The following is a 19,327-nucleotide window of genomic DNA, read 5'->3' on the forward strand; positions in this document are numbered from 1 at the left end:
CATCTGATTAATTTTTTCACAAATTTACCACTTCAATTTCCGATCCTATATACACCAAAGCCTTTTTTAACACTTTGTATCCTAAATCCTCAATAGCATCTTGATATTCTTGAATTTGCTGCTGATATTTTGAATTAACTGCTCCAGTTTTATAATCTAAAAGATAGGCTTCCTGATTATTTGTCAACACTACCCGGTCTGGTTTTAGAATTTTTCCTATTTTCTGAACAATCGTCTGCTCATTCAAAACTTTGTAATTCGATTCAAAACAAATATTTAATTCAGGATGATTTACAATTTCACGAAGCGTTTTTGTAACTTTTTCTGACTGATCGATTGTTATAAGACCGTTCTCAAGTGCTTTTATAACAGCCAAATCAACATCTGATTTATCTTTAATGAATGCCATAATTTCGTGCACAACGTTTCCATACGAAATCGCTTCCTGCTGATGTGTTCCCCACATTAATGCTTCCCGCTGAGCAATTTTAATATTTTTCGGATTTAAAACTTCTTTGACAATCGGAATTGTTTTTACCAAATTGACTGCTTTTTCAGATTTTGAAAGTTTTGTTTTATTTCCAAACTCATATTCCAACAATTCAGGATCATAAACTCCTTTATGCATTAGAAATTTTATAAAATATGAAGCCATATTATTTGGCAATTCTCCATCTTTTCGTTCCTGAAGTGATTGCGAGATAATATATAATTGTTCTTCGGCACGGGTCAGCGCCACATATAACACATTTATATTATCTAATAATTCTTCTTGTTTTTTCAAATTAAAAATCACCGAAGCATTTTCCCCAAAACCCTCAACCGCACTACTGTTGTCAATCAAAGCTTTTGGAACTCCTAAATCAGTTTCTTCAGCATCAAGCCATAATTTATCTTTTGGTTTCCGATTATAATCTTCTTCGGCAAAAGGCATAATTACAACCGGAAATTCCAACCCTTTCGATTTATGTATTGTCATAATTCGAACCGCATTATTTCCTTCTGGAGAAGGAATACTGAATTTCTGCGAATTTTTATCCCAGTAATTCAGAAAATCAGCAATTCCGGCTTGATTTCGCATATCTCTTTCTAAAACAATATCCAGAAAAAACTGAACATAAGCATTTCCTTCTGACGGAAGTATAAATTTTGAAATAATTATTTCTACTGCTTCATAAAGTGATTTTTTTCTAACATTTTCAAACGAAAGAGAAACATCAAAAGTTAAAAGCCAATTTTCAAAATCTTCTTCAAATTTCTGCCGCATACCTTCAGCAATAAAATCATGAACCGGCATTTGAATTTCTTTGTTCTCCGCCAAAAAATGAAGAAAATAAGCTTTTGACTCCAGGTCAGCGCTGTTATTCAAATATTTTAAAAGATTAATTATCAAACGAACTTCCGTAGCATTTTCTATCATCAATGTTTCTGATGATAAAAGCGGAATATTTTGTTCTGTTAAATAATTTGCAATCGCAATTCCCTGATCTCTTTTACGAGTCAAAATCACAATATCTTTGTATTCAAATCCTTCACGAATTACTTTCTGAATTGTATTTAATGCTGCTAAAACATACAAATCTGATTTTTCAATCACATCTTCTTCGTCTGCAAAATCATTCTTTTCAATTATGGGCAGAAAAGAAATATTTACATAACCTCCTTTTTTTGAATTTGTATTCTGAAAGCTGTGATTTTCATACAAATCTTTGTAATCAGTATTTAAAAATTCTGTAGAAATCAATTTAAAAAAAGCATTATTAAACTCAATCACTTCACTATAACTACGATAGTTGGTATTCAAATGTTTAATTGCTTTATCCGGATTATTAAAAGGATTAACATCTTTACTTAGTTCTATAAACTGTTCTGCTTTTCCTCCTCTCCATCTATAAATAGATTGTTTAGGATCGCCAACAATCATAAGAGTTCCTTTGTTTCCCAAATCATCTAATCCTGAAAGTGAATTATCTATAAGCGGAATCAAATTCTGCCACTGCATTTCGGAAGTATCCTGAAATTCATCAATAAAAAAATGTCGGTAACGCTCTCCTAATCTTTCGTAAATAAATGGAGCAGGCTGATTTTGAATCTCTCGGTGAATAATGGCATTAAATTCTGAGATAGATAAAATATTTTGTTCTGACTGAATTTTCGTCAGCTCATTACTAACTGTATTAAGAAGAGAAAGCGGCGTTATGTTCTTCAAGAAAGCTTTATAAAAATCTCTTTTCCCAAAATTTTTATAAACCTTTTCTAATATTTGAAGCAGTTCCGGAATTATATTTTCGATTAAAGATTTGTCTTTTGCCGTTTTATTAATGGCAATATCATCAAACTCATGAAAGGTTTTGTTTCTCGGATTAAATTTCCCGTCACGAATATTTTCTAGATGATTTGGAAATGTCCCTCTCGAGAAAGATTTCAAATCGATTCCGTTTTTATCAATTAAAAAAAGTGCCTCAATTGCAAATTGTTCGTTTTCCGATTCTAAATCTTTACACAAAGCCAGCATTTTCTTTTTAATCTCAACAAACTCTTCGATTGTTTTATCATTAAAATGCTGAATTTCATTCCGATTATTTTCATTTAAAACCAAACGGCCGGTTTCGAGAATTTCTCTCGAAATATCCCAACTTTTATCGTCATCGGTTTTTTCCATCGTAAAATCGATGAGCAATTTCGTCAGCGTTTCATCTTGTCCAGCCTGGGCAATAATAGCATCAACGGCCTCAATCAATAAATTTTCAGTATCCAGAGTAACTTCAAATGTCATTGGAAGATTCAAGTCGTGCGCAAACGCTCTAATTACTTTATGGGTAAATTTGTCAATAGTAGAAATATCAAAAGCCGCATAATTATGAATTAAATGCTTGATGATACTTTGAGATTTAACCTTTAGCTGAATTATCGAAAGTCCGGTTTCACGAGACAAATCTTCCATTAAATCTATCGCTTTCGCGGAAGGTTCTTCTTTGGCGAACTCAGATAAACTTCCAACAATTCGGCTTTTCATTTCATGAACTGCTTTATTGGTAAAAGTTATAGCTAAAATATTTCGATAAGCATCGTTTTTAGGAGAGGAAAGAATAATTTTGAGATATTCTTTTACCAAAGTATATGTCTTTCCTGATCCTGCAGAAGCATCATAAATCGAAAAAGACGGACTTTGCATAAGGTTGATTTTTGTATCGTAAAAATAATACAATAATATCAAACCTCAATAATTAAAAAATTTCCAATAATGAAAAATTCCAAATTCTAAGATCTAAAGCTGATATTGGAATTTGGAATTTTAATTTTTGATATTTAAACCTAATTATGCGTGTTTAGGAAATGCTCTTTTATTGAAGACTAACAAGATTCCGACTCCTGTAGAAATTGCCATATCGGCAACATTAAAAATAGCATTAAAGAATGCAAAATGTTTTCCTCCAAAAAATGGCAGCCATTGCGGAAGTTCGCCCTCCCAGATAGGAAAATAAAACATATCCACTACCAAACCGTGAAACCAGGTTCCGTATGGTTGTGGAGAAAACATTGTTGCCAGATTATGCTCACTGCCGTCGAAAATAACTCCGTAAAAAACAGAATCAATAATATTTCCTGCGGCTCCGGCAAAAATTAAGGCAATTGAAACGATTAAATAAGTCGAATGACGTTTCTTAACTGCATCTGCAAGCCAGTACCCAATTCCGAATACGGCAAAAATCCTAAAAACAGTCAAAATCAATTTTCCGTATGCACCCGGTATTTTTGTTCCCCAAGCCATTCCTTCATTTTCAATGAAATGAATTTTAAACCAATCAAAAATAACAACTTCTTCTCCTAAAACGAAGTTTGTTTTTACATAGATTTTTGAAAGCTGGTCGACAATTAAAACTAAAAATATAAGGAAATACGCTTTTCTTAATGACATTTTATGATTTTTTGATGCGCAAAAGTAACAATTAAATCAAAAAAAACGCTCCATTAGGAACGTTAATTGTTTTGTAATAATATTAAAGTTGAACAATTTGTTCCAACTTTCTGTATTAGATCTATTTTTTAGCGACCGCTTTTGCCGGACTGTCAGTAAAGAAATCTGAGAGAGATCTGAATATCCCTTTACTCGGTTTTCCGGCTGCAGCCCTTTTAGCTTCTGCCTTTTTTACTTCTGCTTTGAATTTGACACGTAACTTTTCAAATTCCTTCATTCTGTTTTCCACATCAGAATTTACATCTTTGAATTTCAATACTTTAGCCATAGTGTAAGTTTTTTAAGTAAAAAAATAAAATATTTAACGATTTGGTTCTACAATAATACATAATTTAATTTATATTTGTTAATAAGAATTAACAATTGTTTAGGACAAATCACAACTGTAACCCAAAATACCTACCAAAAACAAATTAATTTTAACATTCCCCTCAAACCTTACAAAATTATGAATGAAATAACTACTATTCTAAACAACTTCCTGGTCGAAACAAAAGCAAGCGCTGCTTTAATTTTAAACGGAAAGGGAAAACTTATCACATCTCTTAATCTGGACTACAGTGACAGCATCGCTGCCATGAGTGCAGGAATTTTATCAATGAGCGAGAAATTTCTAATTGATCTCGAAAAAGGTTCTTTAAAACAACTTTACTTAAAAAGTTCCGATGGGGTTGTCGTCGGAAATAAAATAAGTGGTTCAAATTTCGTAATTGCCTTCTCCAGAGAAGGAAGCAATCTCGGTATATTAATGCATTCTACGGAAGAATTATCTACAGAGTTAAGCAAGAATTCCCTATTAAAATAACATACATTTATTAACCACAAACCCCAAAAACTATGAGTAATGATTTTTTAAACGTGTTTTTGAACGAAATGAAAACTAACGTAAACGGCTTTATTGCTGTGGCTGTAACCGAAATTGAAACAGGATTAAGCTTTGGTAACATAAGTGTAGATTCGGCTTTTGATCCTGAGCTTGCGGCTGCTTATAATCTTGAAGTTGTAAAAGCAAAATTGAATGCCGTAAAAGCATTAGGTTTAAATCAGGATATTGAAGATATTTTGATTACGCTTTCAAACCAAATTCACATTATTGACATTTCACCAAACAAAAAATTCATGATTTATCTTGCTGCCGATGCAAGCAAAGCTAATCTTGGAATGACTAGAGCTGTTTTAAGAAAACACAAAAGTGACTTAGAAAAAAATCTAGCGTAACAACTTTACTTATAAAACCGCCACTCAAAAAGGTGGTTTTTTTTGTGTTCAGCTCAAAAAAATCTTAGGTAATTATACGCGCCTGATTCTTACAAAAAAGGCATACTTATAAATCGGTTTATTTTGACTAATTATAAATAATTTCTTTCAATTACTTGTTTTGTCAGTAAAATCAAGCCTCAACAAACATTAAACAAAAAACGCCCCTAAAAAGGAGCGTTTCATTTTGATGCTTATTTTGTTATCTCTGCAAATTTTTAGCTTCGATACTCATTGTTGCATGAGGAACGATTTTAAGCCTTTCTTTGCTAATTAATTTACCCGTTACTTTGCAAATACCGTACGTTTTGTTTTCTACACGGAAAAGCGCGTTTTTTAAATCGCGAATAAACTTCTCTTGTCTGATAGCCAACTGAGAGTTTGCTTCTTTAGACATTGTTTCACTTCCTTCTTCAAAAGCTTTAAAAGTTGGAGAAGTATCGTCTGTTCCGTTATTCAAATCGTTCATATAAGCACTTTTAATCAAATCAAGATCTTCTTGTGCCTTTTTTATTTTTGCCTGGATTATTTCTTTGAACTCTGCCAAATCAGCGTCAGAGTATCTTGTAATTTCATCTATCATGGTATTATACTTATTTTGAAATTAATATCATTGTTTTAATATCATCAAACTCAATTTCTGTGCCGTTTTCTAAAGCGTCTACAAAAACCAAATCGTCTGTTAATGTTTCAGACTTAATATACTCTTCGTTTTTTAATACGGCATTTTCTAATATACCGTCTCTTTTTATTTGTACTTTAATCTTATCTGTAACTTCAAATCCTGAATCTTTACGGATATTCTGGATTCTGTTTACCAATTCTCTCGCGATACCTTCATTTTTTAATTCCTCAGAAATTGTAATGTCAAGCGCAACAGTAATTCCGTTTGAATTTGCAACCAGCCATCCTTCAATATCCTGAGATGTTATTTCGACGTCTTCTAATGATAAAGTTACATTATTTCCAGAAATAACAATATCTAGCGTCCCTTGCTTGTCTAACTGGTTGATCTGATCTGCAGAAAAACCTTGTATCTCCTTAGAAATCAAGCCCATGTCTTTTCCAAAACGTGGTCCAAGAGCTTTAAAATTAGGTTTAATCTGTTTAACCAAAATACCAGAAGCATCGTCTAAAAGTTCGATTTCTTTCACGTTTACTTCGGCTTTTACAAGGTCAGAAATCGCTTCAATTTCAGCTCTCTGATTCTCGTCAAGTACCGGAATCATTACCTTTTGCAAAGGTTGACGTACTTTGATCATTTCCTTTTTTCTAAGTGATAAAACCAAAGAAGAGATAGTTTGCGCCTTCTGCATTTTGCTCTCTAACGTTTTATTAACAAAGTTTTCGACAAATTTTGGGAATTCTGCCAAGTGAACACTAGCAAAATCCTCGGTTCCCGTCGAAGCAGTCAAATCGCGGTACAATTTATCCATAAAAAATGGAGCAACCGGAGCGCTTAATTTGCTTATCGTTAATAAACAAGTATAAAGCGTTTGATACGCTGCAATTTTATCTTTTGCATATTCACCTTTCCAGAAACGACGACGGCATAAACGAACGTACCAGTTACTTAAGTTTTCCTGAACGAATTCAGAAATAGCTCTTGTCGCTTTTGTTGGCTCGTAATCTTCATAACATTCGTCAACAAATTTCACTAAAGTATTCAACTCAGAAATAATCCATTGATCGATTTCTGGTCTTTCGTTTAATGGAATTTCTGCTTCAGCATATTTAAATCCGTCGATGTTAGCATATAACGAAAAGAAAGAATAAGTGTTGTATAAAGTTCCGAAGAATTTACGGCGAACCTCAGCAATTCCTTCAAGGTCAAACTTCAAGTTATCCCACGGATTTGCATTCATAATCATGTACCAACGTGTGGCATCAGGACCGTATTCTTCAATGGTTTTAAACGGGTCTATCGTATTTCCTTTACTCTTAGACATTTTAATTCCATTTTTATCTAAAACCAAACCGTTTGAAACTACGTTTTTATACGCTACTTTATCAAAAACCAAAGTTCCGATTGCGTGCAATGTATAAAACCATCCACGAGTTTGATCTACTCCCTCAGCAATGAAATTTGCAGGAAAATCTTTGTTTCCATCAATTTTGTCTTTGTTTTCAAAAGGATAATGCCATTGTGCATAAGGCATTGCTCCAGAATCGAACCAAACGTCTATTAGATCACTTTCGCGCTTCATAGGTTTTCCAGAAGCTGAAACTAAAGTGATAGCATCAACAACGTTTTTATGCAAATCGATTAAATCATAATTTGACTCAGCCATATTTCCGATTTCAAATCCTTTAAACGGATTTTCTTTTTGGAAACCTGCTTCGATCGATTTCTCAATCGCATTGTACAATTCTTCAACAGAACCGATAATAACTTCTTCCGTTTTATCTTCTGTTCTCCAAATTGGCAATGGAATACCCCAATATCTAGAACGAGATAAGTTCCAATCATTAGCATTTTTAAGCCAATTTCCAAAACGTCCTTCACCAGTAGATTTAGGTTTCCAATTGATAGTTTCGTTCAGGTCGAACATTCTATCTTTTACATCGGTTACTTTGATGAACCATGAATCTAGAGGATAGTATAATAACGGCTCATCTGTTCTCCAGCTGTGTGGATAACTGTGCACGTATTTTTCAACTTTAAATGCTTTGTTTTCTTCTTTAAGACGAATAGCGATTTCCACATCTACAGATTTCTCTGGAGCTTGTCCCGCATCGTAATATTCGTTTTTCACGTATTTACCAGCCAAATCACCTACATGAGAAGTAAATTTTCCTTGTAAATCTACTAAAGGCACTGCAGTTCCGTTTTCGTCAAGAACTAACATTGGCGGCACTTCTGGTTTTGCTTCTTTTGCTACTTTAGCATCATCAGCACCAAAAGTCGGAGCTGTATGCACAATTCCTGTTCCGTCTTCTGTTGTAACGAAATCTCCCGAAATTACTCTAAATGCATTTTCAGCATTTTGGTACGGCAATACGTAAGGCAATAATTGTTCGTAACGGATTTCTACTAAATCTGCTCCTTTTGCTTCGGTTAAGATTTTGTATGGCAATTTTTTGTCGCCATTTTTCACATTGTCAAAATCAGCGTCATCTTCACTTACAAAATATCCTTTTCCGAATTGTTTTCCAACTAAGTTTTTAGCCAAAATCACATTGATTGGCTCAAAAGTATATTGATTGAAAGTTTTAACTAAAACATAATCGATTTTTGGACCAACTGTCAAAGCTGTATTTGACGGAAGCGTCCAAGGAGTTGTCGTCCAAGCTAAAATGTGGATATCTCCAAATCCTTGCAAGAATGAAGGCAAAGTTTCTGGAAGTGTTTTAAACTGCGCCACAATTGTAGTATCAGTTACATCACGGTAAGCTCCAGGCTGATTTACTTCGTGAGAAGACAACCCTGTTCCTGCTTTTGGAGAATATGGCTGAATTGTGTATCCTTTGTACAACAAACCTTTATCGTAGATTTGTTTCAAAAGCCACCAAACAGATTCCATATATTTTGGTTTATAAGTTACATATGGATCATCCATATCTACCCAATATCCCATTTTTTCGGTCAAATCATTCCACACGTCCGTATAACGCATTACGGTTTTTTTACACGCTTCGTTATATTCTTCGATCGAAATTGTCTTGCCAATATCTTCTTTTGTAATTCCTAATTCTTTTTCGGTACCTAATTCTACAGGCAGACCGTGAGTATCCCAACCGGCTTTTCTTTTTACTTGAAAACCTTTTTGAGTTTTATATCTGCAAAAAATATCTTTAATCGCACGCGCCATTACGTGGTGAATTCCCGGTAATCCGTTTGCTGAAGGCGGACCTTCAAAAAATACGAAAGGCTCAGCACCTTCGCGAGTAGTTACACTCTTTTCAAATATATTTTCTTTCTTCCAAAAATCAAGAACTTCAGACGCTACAGTTGGTAAGTCAAGTCCTTTGTATTCAGTAAATTTTGTACTCATTTTATCCTTTTCTTAAACGAGGTGCGAAAGTAAGGAATTTTGAGGAAAATAGATAAAAGATGAAGGAAAAAAGACCGATTTGAAGAAATTTCAGGTAGATTCCGCAACAATTATTGGTCTTTTGGCTGATTTAAGAGAAAACTTCTTTTAAAATCTCTAATGATTTTGGTTTTTTGAATCCTTCCAAATGAAAACTATAATAGTCAATTAGGATTTTTAGCAGTATTTGTCTTTCTAAAACATGAAAGATTTTTTGATCGTTATCAAATTTTAAATCAATTAGTTTTTTGAACAAATTTGTTTCGTGTTCCGTAAGCACATTTCCTTTATTAAAAAATGTAAAAATACCATCATTCAATTCAAAATGAGGCAGATCGATTTCTGAAATATCGGGATAAAAACCTAAATATTTTGTGATTTCCAAAAGCAGAATTAAATGGAAATTCGAAATTTCATCGTGAGTATCCAACCAGGTTAATGCTGTTTCTAAAAACAAAAAAAGCGATTCGTTTTTTTCTTCTTCCTGAATTGAATAATGCAATATTTCTGAAAGAAACATTACCATCGTACTTTTCACAATATCTGCATGAATGGTTTGAAAAGGAATTCCGTTTTTTATTTCTTTGAAGTTCTCCAGAGTTCCTTTGTTTTTATGAATGGCTTCGATTTCTAAAATTGACAAAGGCTGAAAATAAGCAATCTTCTGGCTTGCTTTTCTACTGGAAAAAGCATCGCGCACAAAATAGGATTTCAGTCCGTTTGAAAGTGTAAAACATTTTACAATCAAACTTTTTTCCTGAAATTTTAAAGAAGAAATTACTATGGCTTTTGTTTTGACGAGCATTTTAGATTATTAGACTTCTTAGACGTTAGACATCTTAGATTTTTTCACTTTTGACTTTAGACCTTTGACTTTCGACTTGAAGACTAACGAATAATCATCACTTTCTTAACTTTTGTTTCGCCTCCATCCTGAGCAGAAATAAAAATCATATACACACCAGATGCAACTTTATATTTTCCAAAAGCGGTTGTGTCCCATTCGATGGTTCCGCCTTCTGAAGTGGTTTCGAAAACTAAATTTCCTTCAATATCTGTAATTTTAATATTAGCTTTATCGATTAAACCGGCAACTTTTACAGTTCCGGAATAGTTTGGCCTTACGGGATTTGGATAAACATATGCATTATTTAAATCTTCATTTGCTCCGGTTGCAATTCCTTTAAAAGAAATCATTCCTTTGTTAGTCACTAAGAAGACTTCTCCCGTTGTACTGTTAATTTTGATATCATTGATAGTATTACTTGGCAGTGGCGAATTATTGATTGTAAAATGATATTTGGTTTCCTGACCATTTGGCGAAACCATAAAAACACCAGAATCTGCAGTACCAATCCATTTATTATTGGCTCCGTCAACTACGATTGAGGTAATAAACTGCTCGTACATTAATTCCTGAGCCAGATTATCTTCTGTTATAATAATCGGATTTGCTTTTAACTGATTATCGGTTTGAAAATTACCAACATTAGATAAAACTCTCAATCCTTTTGTGGTTCCTATCCAAAGCTGATTTTTTGTATCAAGTGCAACAGATCTTACATCAGTAACTGGTAAATTTCCTGTATCAGATCCTGTGGTTATTTTTTTAAATACATTTCCGCTTTCGCTAAAAGCAATTACACCATCGCTGTTGGTAGAAATCCATTTTACATTATTTTTATCAATAACAATATTTCCATAACTAGTCGCCTCAGCATTATTTAAAATTGTACTTGTGGCATAACTCAGCCACTGTCCGTCTTTTTTTAAAACTTTTAATCCGTTTTTAATTCTGCTGTTGGTTACCCAAAGATTTCCACTTTTATCAAACGCAGTTCCGTTGATACGAACATCAATATAAGTTGGCCCTTCATATGTCAAACTTTCTAAACCACTATTGGTTTGATTGTATAAAAAATTCGGAACATCATCTTCAATTCGCAGCAATCCGGAGAAAAATGAACTGGCATAAACCTGTTTTTCGTTACTCGGATTAATAATTATACGTGTTATTGACTTTGCATCGTAAACTTCTGAGTATAGAATATTTAACCATTTTGAGTTATTAAACTTACTTATACCATAGCTATCTAAGTTATAAGGATTATAATAAGTATCGTAATCTCCATAAACTGCCCAAATTAAATTAGACGAAACATCGATTGAAAAAATATTATTTCGGGAAGGACCTTCGGGAGTTATATTTTCAAAACTTCCAACTGCGGAAAGAGTAGATGAAAACAAACCATTTTCTTTGGTTCCGATGTAAATTAAATCTCCAACTGCTGTGGCACAGGAAAAATTCAAATTAATATCCGGAAGCTGTGTATTTACAATAGTTCGATTCAATGTCATTTGGCTATTATAAACATAAACAGAACTTGCAGTGGTAATAAACAGATTATGATTTACTGCTCTCATATCGACAGCTGCAGATGAAAGCTGTAGAAAACTAACAAAATTATTTGAGTTGTATCTATGGATATTTCCTGTCGAATTTATTGCTATTAGTTCAGTATCTAAAGCTGCAACACTTGACCAGTCTCCAGAATTTACCAGAGCCCATTGGCTGAAATCAATTAAATTCGGATTTGTACTGTCTGCTCTTCTAATGCCTGTAGAAGTTGCTGCAAAAATAAATCCATTAAAAAAAGCAGTTTGTTTTACACTTATTTCGGCACCATTATCACCAATAAAATAAGTATCTCCAAATTGCGATGTTGTTAAGTTAAACTGTACAATTCCAAAATCACAAGAAACATATAGTAATCCATTATGTTCCATAAAATGGTTGATTTTTTTGATACTTGCGGATAGTTGTTTGTTTATAATGTCTACTTTCTTTATAATACTGCCGTCAGTTTCATTTATTACGATTAACAATCCGTTCTCATAACCTACGATTGTTTTTTTGAAAGCTTCACTGTAATATACTGCCGAAATCGTCTGACCAGAAAGTCCATCGACAGTCGTAGTGGTTTTTACAGCATTTGTAACCGCATTTTTAGAAAACAAAGCATTTTCTGAGGCTGCAAATACGGTTGTAGAAGATTCTGAAATATCTTTTATTTCATTAAATGAAAAATAGCCCTGCCATGACAATTGACTTTGCGAAAAGCCCAATTGAACCAGCAATAAAAATAAAACGCAAAGAAACTTTCTTATCATTTTTACAAATATCAGATAGACAAATATACTACAAACGAAAGTATTTGATTTTTGTTCTGCTATTAAATAAAAAATGCTCTCGATTTATCGCAGGATAAATGAGAGCATTTTTCAATTGTAATTAATCTTAAACTACACCCTGAGCAAGCATAGCATCGGCAACTTTAACAAATCCGGCAATGTTAGCTCCTTTTACGTAGTTAACATATCCGTCTTCTTCGGCACCGTATTTTTTACATTGGTTGTGAATTCCAACCATGATATCTTTTAGTCTTAAATCTACTTCTTCGCTTGTCCAGTTTAAACGAATAGAGTTTTGAGTCATTTCTAATCCAGAAGCCGCAACACCACCAGCATTAGCCGCTTTTCCAGGAGCAAATAATACTTTATTATCTAAGAAAAGTTTAATTGCATCTAAAGTAGAAGGCATATTAGCCGCTTCAGTTACACATAAAACGCCATTATCGATAAGTTTTTTAGCATCTTCTCCGTTCAATTCATTTTGAGTAGCACATGGAATAGCAATATCAACTTTTACTTCCCAAGGGCTTTTTCCTTTATGGAATACAGCATTTGGATATTTTTCTAAATATCTTTCTGCTCTGTTATCACCAGTTGCTCTCATTTCAAGCATGTGGTCAATTTTTTCTCCGGAAATTCCTTCTTCATCGTAAATATATCCGTCAGGACCAGAAAGAGTAACTACTTTTCCTCCTAATTCATTTACTTTCAACGCTACTCCCCAAGCTACGTTTCCGAAACCTGAAATTGCAACACGTTTTCCTTTAATTTCATGCCCGATAGTACGAAGCATTTGATCTGTAAAATAAACTACTCCATAACCAGTAGCTTCTGGCCTGATTAATGAACCTCCGTAAGCCAAACCTTTACCGGTTAAAACTCCAGTAAATTCATTTCTGATTCTTTTGTATTGACCAAATAAATAACCAATTTCTCTTGCACCAACTCCAATATCTCCGGCAGGAACGTCTAAGTCCGGACCAATATGACGGCATAATTCAGTCATAAATGATTGGCAGAAACGCATGATTTCACCATCAGATTTTCCTTCCGGGTCAAAATCAGAACCTCCTTTACCTCCACCCATTGGAAGTGTTGTTAAACTATTTTTGAAAACCTGTTCAAAAGCTAAGAATTTTAAAACTGATAGGTTTACAGTGTGATGAAATCTGATTCCTCCTTTGTATGGCCCAATTGCTGAGTTCATTTGAATTCTAAAACCTCTGTTTACAATGATTTCTCCTTTATCATCAACCCATGGAACTCTAAAGATTACAGATCTTTCCGGCTCTGCGATTCTAAGAAGTAAATTTTTTCCATCATATTTTTTTCTTTCCGCGATAAACGGAATTACTGTTTCTGCAAATTCTCTAACAGCCTGAAGAAATTCTGGCTCGTTTGGATTTTTTGACTCAACAAGAGCCATAAATTCATTTATTTTTTGTTCCATTTTAAAATAAATTATTCAAATAATAGTTTTAAACTTAATCTGTTACATAAGAAAATACGTTTTAAGAAAACGTTTTCGTTAAGACATACAAAGATATGGCAATTTAACGATGATTTGTTATTTTTTTTCGTTTTTCAAAAAGAATTGTGTAATTTTTAAACAAAAATAAGATTACGATTTTACACCTCCGAATTTACAGCAATTCATCACAGTTAAAGTCAGAAAATTAAGTGTTTTGTTATTAATTTTTTAATACAACTATTTAATATTTTGTTTAGAGTATGTTTTTTATATATTTGCCAATATTTTGAAAGCCCTAAGAAATGTTTAAATACCTATATTTCACGATTTTCGCCTTATTTGGCATCTCGACAACTGCCATCGCTCAGTCAGATCTTGCACAAGAAGTAGGAATAATTTTCGGTCCTGTAACTTTTCAGTCCGATTTTGGAGAAAGACATAATTTTGATACAAACATCGGAAACACCGGATTTGGTGTCGGGATTGTTCACTTCATTAACTTTTCTGCAAATAACAACAGAGAAAGTTTCTTTACAGAACATTTCAAAGTTAGATCAGAATTATCTTTTAATACGACAACCCTTAACCATTTTGGTGGCTATATAGAAACAGCTAAAAACCAACTGGCCGTTTCACAGCTAAAGGCAATGAGTGGAAAATCTACTTTATTAAATTTAGGAGCGCAGTTAGAATTTTCTCCTTTCATGAAAATTCATGATTTCGAAAATACTGCTGGTGGTTTTAGCCCGTATTTTAGTGTGGGATTCCTTGCTACTTATTATTCTACGAAAGTTACTTCGGCTATGGGTGAATTAGGACTTCCATCAACAACTTTCCCAAAATATTTAACTCCATCTGATGGACATCAATATGGGTTTTCTAGCGAAAATGGAGTTGCTATAGCAGCCACTGCAGGTGTTGGATTTCATCTTAAATTAACTCAAATGAGCGACGTAATGTTCGAAACTCGTTTTCAGGCATACAGCACAGACTGGTTAGATGGTTTAAACCCAAACAAGGATTATTATCCGGAAAACAAATCTAACGACTGGCAGGTTTGGTTTAATGTTGGATATATTTACTACCTAGAATTCTAAGATATTTAAAACTCAAATAACAAAAATCCCAAATTCCAATTTTAAAAACTGTGGAATTTGGGATTTTTCTTTAAATACAAATCAAAAAAACAATCCCAAACTCCAAAAGAATTGGAATTTGGGATTTATTGTTTTGGAATTTATCTTTTTAAGATAAAGCTTGTTCTAAATCTGCGATTAAATCTTCTGCATCTTCAATACCAACACTTAATCTAACTAAATCATCTGTAATACCTACTTCTGCTCTTTTATCTGCAGGAATTGAGGCATGAGTCATTAAAGCCGGATGATTTGCAAGCGATTCTACACCTCCTAAAGATTCTGCCAGAGTAAATACTTTTAATTTTTCTAAAAACGCAATAGAATCTTCTTTTTTACCCGATTTGAATGTAAAAGAAACCATTCCCCCAAAAGCTTTCATCTGTTTCTTTGCAATTTCGTGAAACGGATGATTTTCTAATCCCGGATAATAAACCGCATTAATTTTTGGATGTTTACTTAAATACTCTACTACTTTTTCACCATTTTCACAATGTCTCTGAACTCTTAGTGCCAAAGTTTTAATTCCTCTTAAAACCAAGAAACTATCCATTGGCCCTAAAGTTGCACCAGTTGCAAATTGTTGAAAATGTAATTGTTCTCCTAAAGCTGCGTCTTTTACAATTAAAGCTCCGGCAATAACATCAGAATGTCCGCCTAAATATTTTGTTGCCGAATGCATAACAATATCTGCGCCTAAATCAAGTGGTTTTTGCAAATATGGCGTTGCAAAAGTATTATCTACAGCAAACCAGATTTTATGTTCTTTAGTGATTTTTGCAACCTCGGCAATATCTGCCAATTTCATTAATGGGTTTGTTGGCGTTTCTACCCAAACCAATTTTGTGTTTTCATTAATTAACGATTTCAATTTTGCAAGATCTGTCATGTCAACAAAATGAAACTTAATTCCGGAATCTTTATAAATTCTCGAAAACATACGATATGTTCCTCCGTATAAATCGTCCATTGCAATAACTTCGTCTCCTGCTTTAAACGATCTTAAGATACAATCCGTCGCTGCTAAACCAGAAGAAAAAGCCAATCCGCGGGTACCATTTTCAATACTTGCCAAAGCTTCTTCTAAAGCGGTACGGGTTGGATTTGAAGCACGACTGTATTCATAATCCGCCAAAGGTTTCCCAGGGCTTGTCTGAATAAAAGTTGACGTTTGATATACCGGAGGCATTACCGCTCCGGTACTTGGATCATGATGCTGACCACCATGTATTACTTTTGTATTGAATTTCATATGGTTATAAATTTTAAGTCTATAATTGTCGTACAAATTTACCGTTTAATTTATTTTATCCTGATACAACTTCTTACCTTTGTAGATAATTAACACTTTTTGATATGAAAAATTACATATTTATAATCTTTTTGTGTTTGATTTTTACAAGTTGCAAAAAAGAGCTTTCATTTGAGAATGAAACATTTGAAGAAGAGTCCACTATACCATGCAAAAATGATTGCCCTAAAATTACAATAGAAATCCCAATTGCAAAAAATAAAAAAATTGTCGCCGACAGCATCAATAAAAGAGTTTTTAATGTTATAAAAGAGATTGTTTATTTTGGAGAAGATTCAGCCAAAGTCAATGATTACAAATCGTTGTCTAAATCTTTTATTTCCTCATATGAAGAAATGCATAAAAAATTCCCACATGACACTTTTGGCTGGGAAGGAAAAATCAAAGGCGATATAGAATTTCAATCTGAAAAAATCATAAATATCAAAATAGATCATTACACCTTTACCGGCGGCGCGCATGGTTACCAGGGTTTTCGATCTTTATTATTTAATAAAGAAACCGGTAAAACTATTTTAAACAATCAATTATTCAAGAACGAAAAAGAATTTAAGGCTTTCGCCGAAAAAGAATTCAGACTCAAATATCACATTCCCGAAAAGGCAAATATAAATGCAACGGGATTAATGTTTGAAAACGATACTTTTCAGCTGCCGCAAAATATTTTTTACACTTCAGAAGGTTTACTTTTATATTACAACTCTTATGAAGCCGCATCTTATGCCGATGGACCAAAAGAAATAGTATTTCCGTATGATAAAGTGAGTAAATATTTAAGATTTTAATAGAAAACCTCAGAACCTTAGCGTCTCAGCAACTTAGAAGCTCTTTCACTGAACATCATATTTCATTTTTCTCAAAACGCGCAAAGCTTCTTTAAACGACAAATAAACGTTTGGAAAGGGTTTTAAAAGTAATTTAGCATCAATCAATTTTTGTTTGGCATCATCGAAACCATTCAAATAACAAATCATAAAAGTCGAAGGCAGATTTCCTAAATCTTTTAATTCACGATCAGAAAGTGAAATTTCTTTTTGCAATTTTTGAAGTATGGCAATGTTTGAATTGTAGATATGAAACAACATTCGCTTATTGAATTCCGGAGGCTGAAAAAGAATTTGACGATCAATTTTATAATATCCGTTATCAAAAAAATGAATCGTTTGCTCTTCAAGCGGATAATAACTCGTTTTATCATTTAATCCTAACGGAACATATTCTGTAATTGTAAAACTATTATCATCATAAAAAATAGTCACAACATCCTGAGCCGAATAAAAAAGTTTTACCTGTTCGTTAATTAACTCAATATCTACACGAGACAGAAAGGTTTTGTCACGGGATTTTTTTGGAACTCCAGCCCAGCAAATCACAAATAATTCCTTAAAAACATAATATTTCGGCGACATGTCTTTGTGCCTGAAATTCATAAAATCGATTACGCCGTCGAGAGTATATTGAATACTGTTTCGGGAATTATTTTCAATCCCAATTACCGTTTCTGTATTTTGATTGTTTTTTTCGACTTCTTCATGTGCTTCCAAAGGAATTGAATTACTGCCCCTGCGCATGAAAACACTATTGGCAATTATGGTATGAATTCCTTTTTTAAAATATGAAATCTGACTTTTGGGTTTTATCGTTACTAATCCGACTACTTTATCTTTTGGAAGATTGGGAAATGGTACGTTCTCGTACTGAATTTTAGGAGGGTTTTCTAAAAAGGCATTAACCAGATTTTGAATTCGGCTGTCATCGAAGAAATCATCACCGACAATTTCGTTATCCTGATCTTCTACTCCAACAACGATATAGGAATTATTCGCCGGATTTGAGTTGGATAACGCACAAATGTGTTTTAAAAACTTGGCTTTACCTTCTCTTGAATGAAGGTTCAACTGCCTTTTTTTATCATAAAAACTGCTCTCGTCATTGTGAGCTAATAGGTTTTTTATTAAAAGGCGTTTATTAATCATTCTTTTTTAGATTATTAGACTAGCTTAGATTTTAGACTTCTTAGATTTCAACTTATAATAAACTTCAAATCTAAGAAGTCTAAGTTAGTCTAAAAAAATCTAAGTTAGTCTCTTTTTACAATCGTCGAAGATGCCTGCGCGGTACTCATCACGACCAAATCAGCAATATTTACATGATATGGTCTTGAAACCACAAAATGAATTATATCTGCAATATCTTCTGCCTGAAGCGGATCAAATCCTTTATACACATTTGAAGCTCTTTCTACATCCCCTTTAAAACGCACTTCACTGAATTCTGTTTCAACCATTCCGGGATGAATGGCTCCAACTCTAATTCCGAATGGATTTAAATCGATTCGCATTCCTGCCGTAATGGCATCAACAGCATGTTTCGTTCCGCAATATACATTTCCGTTTGGATATACTTCTTTTGCAGCGGTTGAGCCAATATTGATTATATGTCCTGAGTTTTTTGCTGTCATTTTCGGAATTACCGCTTTTGAAACATATAAAAGTCCTTTTACATTTATATCGATCATCGCATCCCAATCATCCAAATCTCCAGTTTGAATTGGATCTAAACCATGTGCATTTCCTGCATTATTGATTAAAACATCTACATCTGAAAATTGAGCTGGTAAAGCGCCAATTTTTTCCAAAACATCATTTTTATCACGAACATCAAAAGAAAGTGAATGCACTTCTGTAAAAACAGAAAGTTCTTTTTCTAATTCTTCTAAACGTTCTTTACGTCTTCCGCAAAGAATAACTTTATAATTGTTTTTTGCCAGAATCTGAGCGGTTGCTTTTCCAATTCCGCTTGTTGCCCCGGTAATTAAAACTGTTTTTTTCATTATATTTTTTTTTATTTTTTTGCCACAGATTAAAATGATTTCAATGATTTTTTAATCTGTGGCAAAATATTTTCTATAAAAAGGCAAACTTGAAAATAGTCCCGTTAACTGAT

Annotated in this window: 15 protein-coding genes; 4 read left to right on the forward strand and 11 right to left on the reverse strand. The window is 33.3% G+C overall.

Going from position 1 to position 19,327, the window contains the following annotated elements:
- Positions 1–16 precede the first annotated feature (16 nt).
- The 3 genes from ABDW27_RS10665 to ABDW27_RS10675 form a co-directional block, all read right to left on the reverse strand.
- Complete coding sequence (locus ABDW27_RS10665) at positions 17–3,175, reverse strand: UvrD-helicase domain-containing protein (protein ID WP_343695875.1); 3,159 nt, start codon at positions 3,173–3,175, stop codon at positions 17–19.
- Between the two features lie 144 nt (positions 3,176–3,319).
- On the reverse strand, positions 3,320–3,919 hold the full coding sequence (locus ABDW27_RS10670) for a lipoprotein signal peptidase (RefSeq protein WP_343695876.1): 600 nt from the start codon (positions 3,917–3,919) through the stop codon (positions 3,320–3,322).
- 121 nt (positions 3,920–4,040) lie between these two features.
- Entirely contained in the window at positions 4,041–4,247 is a 207-nt protein-coding gene (locus ABDW27_RS10675; protein WP_343695877.1) for a hypothetical protein, read from the reverse strand.
- 180 nt (positions 4,248–4,427) lie between these two features.
- Here ABDW27_RS10675 and ABDW27_RS10680 point away from each other — a divergent pair, with 180 nt between their 5' ends.
- Together ABDW27_RS10680 and ABDW27_RS10685 are read left to right on the forward strand one after the other, a co-directional pair.
- Positions 4,428–4,784 (forward strand): roadblock/LC7 domain-containing protein, encoded by a 357-nt coding sequence (locus ABDW27_RS10680; protein WP_343695878.1) that lies wholly within the window; start codon positions 4,428–4,430, stop codon positions 4,782–4,784.
- A gap of 32 nt (positions 4,785–4,816) precedes the next feature.
- Entirely contained in the window at positions 4,817–5,197 is a 381-nt protein-coding gene (locus ABDW27_RS10685; protein WP_343695879.1) for a hypothetical protein, read from the forward strand.
- Between the two features lie 241 nt (positions 5,198–5,438).
- On the opposite strand, the gene ABDW27_RS10690 is transcribed toward ABDW27_RS10685, so the two are convergent.
- The 5 genes from ABDW27_RS10690 to gdhA all read right to left on the reverse strand — a co-directional run bounded on the left by ABDW27_RS10690 (position 5,439) and on the right by gdhA (position 13,912).
- The gene (locus ABDW27_RS10690) at positions 5,439–5,819 is read right to left on the reverse strand and encodes a TraR/DksA C4-type zinc finger protein (protein ID WP_012022792.1); all 381 of its coding nucleotides are present in this window, start codon (positions 5,817–5,819) and stop codon (positions 5,439–5,441) included.
- 10 nt (positions 5,820–5,829) lie between these two features.
- Positions 5,830–9,231: an isoleucine--tRNA ligase gene (gene ileS, locus ABDW27_RS10695; protein WP_343695880.1), complete on the reverse strand. Its 3,402-nt coding sequence runs from the start codon at positions 9,229–9,231 to the stop codon at positions 5,830–5,832.
- Between the two features lie 130 nt (positions 9,232–9,361).
- Positions 9,362–10,075, reverse strand: a complete 714-nt coding sequence (gene recO / locus ABDW27_RS10700; protein WP_343695881.1) for a DNA repair protein RecO — start codon at positions 10,073–10,075, stop codon at positions 9,362–9,364.
- 83 nt (positions 10,076–10,158) lie between these two features.
- Positions 10,159–12,441, reverse strand: a complete 2,283-nt coding sequence (locus tag ABDW27_RS10705; RefSeq protein ID WP_343695882.1) for a T9SS type A sorting domain-containing protein — start codon at positions 12,439–12,441, stop codon at positions 10,159–10,161.
- A 127-nt stretch (positions 12,442–12,568) separates the two neighbouring features.
- Positions 12,569–13,912 carry an NADP-specific glutamate dehydrogenase gene (gdhA, locus tag ABDW27_RS10710; protein ID WP_343695883.1) on the reverse strand — a complete coding sequence of 448 codons (1,344 nt, stop codon included), beginning with the start codon at positions 13,910–13,912 and terminating at the stop codon, positions 12,569–12,571.
- A gap of 323 nt (positions 13,913–14,235) precedes the next feature.
- On the opposite strand from gdhA, the gene ABDW27_RS10715 reads away from it, so the two are divergent.
- The gene (locus ABDW27_RS10715) at positions 14,236–15,030 is read left to right on the forward strand and encodes a glutamate dehydrogenase (RefSeq protein WP_343695884.1); all 795 of its coding nucleotides are present in this window, start codon (positions 14,236–14,238) and stop codon (positions 15,028–15,030) included.
- 148 nt (positions 15,031–15,178) lie between these two features.
- Here the strand turns inward: ABDW27_RS10715 and ABDW27_RS10720 are convergent, their stop codons facing one another.
- Positions 15,179–16,321 (reverse strand): cystathionine gamma-synthase, encoded by a 1,143-nt coding sequence (locus tag ABDW27_RS10720; protein ID WP_343695885.1) that lies wholly within the window; start codon positions 16,319–16,321, stop codon positions 15,179–15,181.
- 104 nt (positions 16,322–16,425) lie between these two features.
- On the opposite strand from ABDW27_RS10720, the gene ABDW27_RS10725 reads away from it, so the two are divergent.
- Positions 16,426–17,166, forward strand: coding sequence for a DUF4163 domain-containing protein (locus ABDW27_RS10725; RefSeq protein WP_343695886.1), 741 nt, complete (start codon positions 16,426–16,428; stop codon positions 17,164–17,166).
- A gap of 45 nt (positions 17,167–17,211) precedes the next feature.
- Here the strand turns inward: ABDW27_RS10725 and ABDW27_RS10730 are convergent, their stop codons facing one another.
- The gene (locus ABDW27_RS10730; RefSeq protein ID WP_343695887.1) at positions 17,212–18,357 is read right to left on the reverse strand and encodes an ATP-binding protein; all 1,146 of its coding nucleotides are present in this window, start codon (positions 18,355–18,357) and stop codon (positions 17,212–17,214) included.
- Between the two features lie 104 nt (positions 18,358–18,461).
- Positions 18,462–19,214, reverse strand: coding sequence for an SDR family NAD(P)-dependent oxidoreductase (locus tag ABDW27_RS10735; protein ID WP_343695888.1), 753 nt, complete (start codon positions 19,212–19,214; stop codon positions 18,462–18,464).
- Positions 19,215–19,327 lie beyond the last annotated feature (113 nt).

This window comes from Flavobacterium sp. (assembly GCF_039595935.1).
Classification (GTDB): Bacteria; Bacteroidota; Bacteroidia; order Flavobacteriales; family Flavobacteriaceae; genus Flavobacterium.

Excerpts from the sequence above, each read along its gene's own strand:
- ABDW27_RS10665 (WP_343695875.1), bottom strand. The coding sequence starts at position 3,175 with ATGCAAAGTCCGTCTTTTTCGATTTATGATGCTTCTGCAGGATCAGGA.
- ABDW27_RS10670 (WP_343695876.1), bottom strand. The coding sequence starts at position 3,919 with ATGTCATTAAGAAAAGCGTATTTCCTTATATTTTTAGTTTTAATTGTC.
- ABDW27_RS10675 (WP_343695877.1), bottom strand. The coding sequence starts at position 4,247 with ATGGCTAAAGTATTGAAATTCAAAGATGTAAATTCTGATGTGGAAAAC.
- ABDW27_RS10680 (WP_343695878.1), top strand. The coding sequence starts at position 4,428 with ATGAATGAAATAACTACTATTCTAAACAACTTCCTGGTCGAAACAAAA.
- ABDW27_RS10685 (WP_343695879.1), top strand. The coding sequence starts at position 4,817 with ATGAGTAATGATTTTTTAAACGTGTTTTTGAACGAAATGAAAACTAAC.
- ABDW27_RS10690 (WP_012022792.1), bottom strand. The coding sequence starts at position 5,819 with ATGATAGATGAAATTACAAGATACTCTGACGCTGATTTGGCAGAGTTC.
- ileS (WP_343695880.1), bottom strand. The coding sequence starts at position 9,231 with ATGAGTACAAAATTTACTGAATACAAAGGACTTGACTTACCAACTGTA.
- recO (WP_343695881.1), bottom strand. The coding sequence starts at position 10,075 with ATGCTCGTCAAAACAAAAGCCATAGTAATTTCTTCTTTAAAATTTCAG.
- ABDW27_RS10705 (WP_343695882.1), bottom strand. The coding sequence starts at position 12,441 with ATGATAAGAAAGTTTCTTTGCGTTTTATTTTTATTGCTGGTTCAATTG.
- gdhA (WP_343695883.1), bottom strand. The coding sequence starts at position 13,912 with ATGGAACAAAAAATAAATGAATTTATGGCTCTTGTTGAGTCAAAAAAT.
- ABDW27_RS10715 (WP_343695884.1), top strand. The coding sequence starts at position 14,236 with ATGTTTAAATACCTATATTTCACGATTTTCGCCTTATTTGGCATCTCG.
- ABDW27_RS10720 (WP_343695885.1), bottom strand. The coding sequence starts at position 16,321 with ATGAAATTCAATACAAAAGTAATACATGGTGGTCAGCATCATGATCCA.
- ABDW27_RS10725 (WP_343695886.1), top strand. The coding sequence starts at position 16,426 with ATGAAAAATTACATATTTATAATCTTTTTGTGTTTGATTTTTACAAGT.
- ABDW27_RS10730 (WP_343695887.1), bottom strand. The coding sequence starts at position 18,357 with ATGATTAATAAACGCCTTTTAATAAAAAACCTATTAGCTCACAATGAC.
- ABDW27_RS10735 (WP_343695888.1), bottom strand. The coding sequence starts at position 19,214 with ATGAAAAAAACAGTTTTAATTACCGGGGCAACAAGCGGAATTGGAAAA.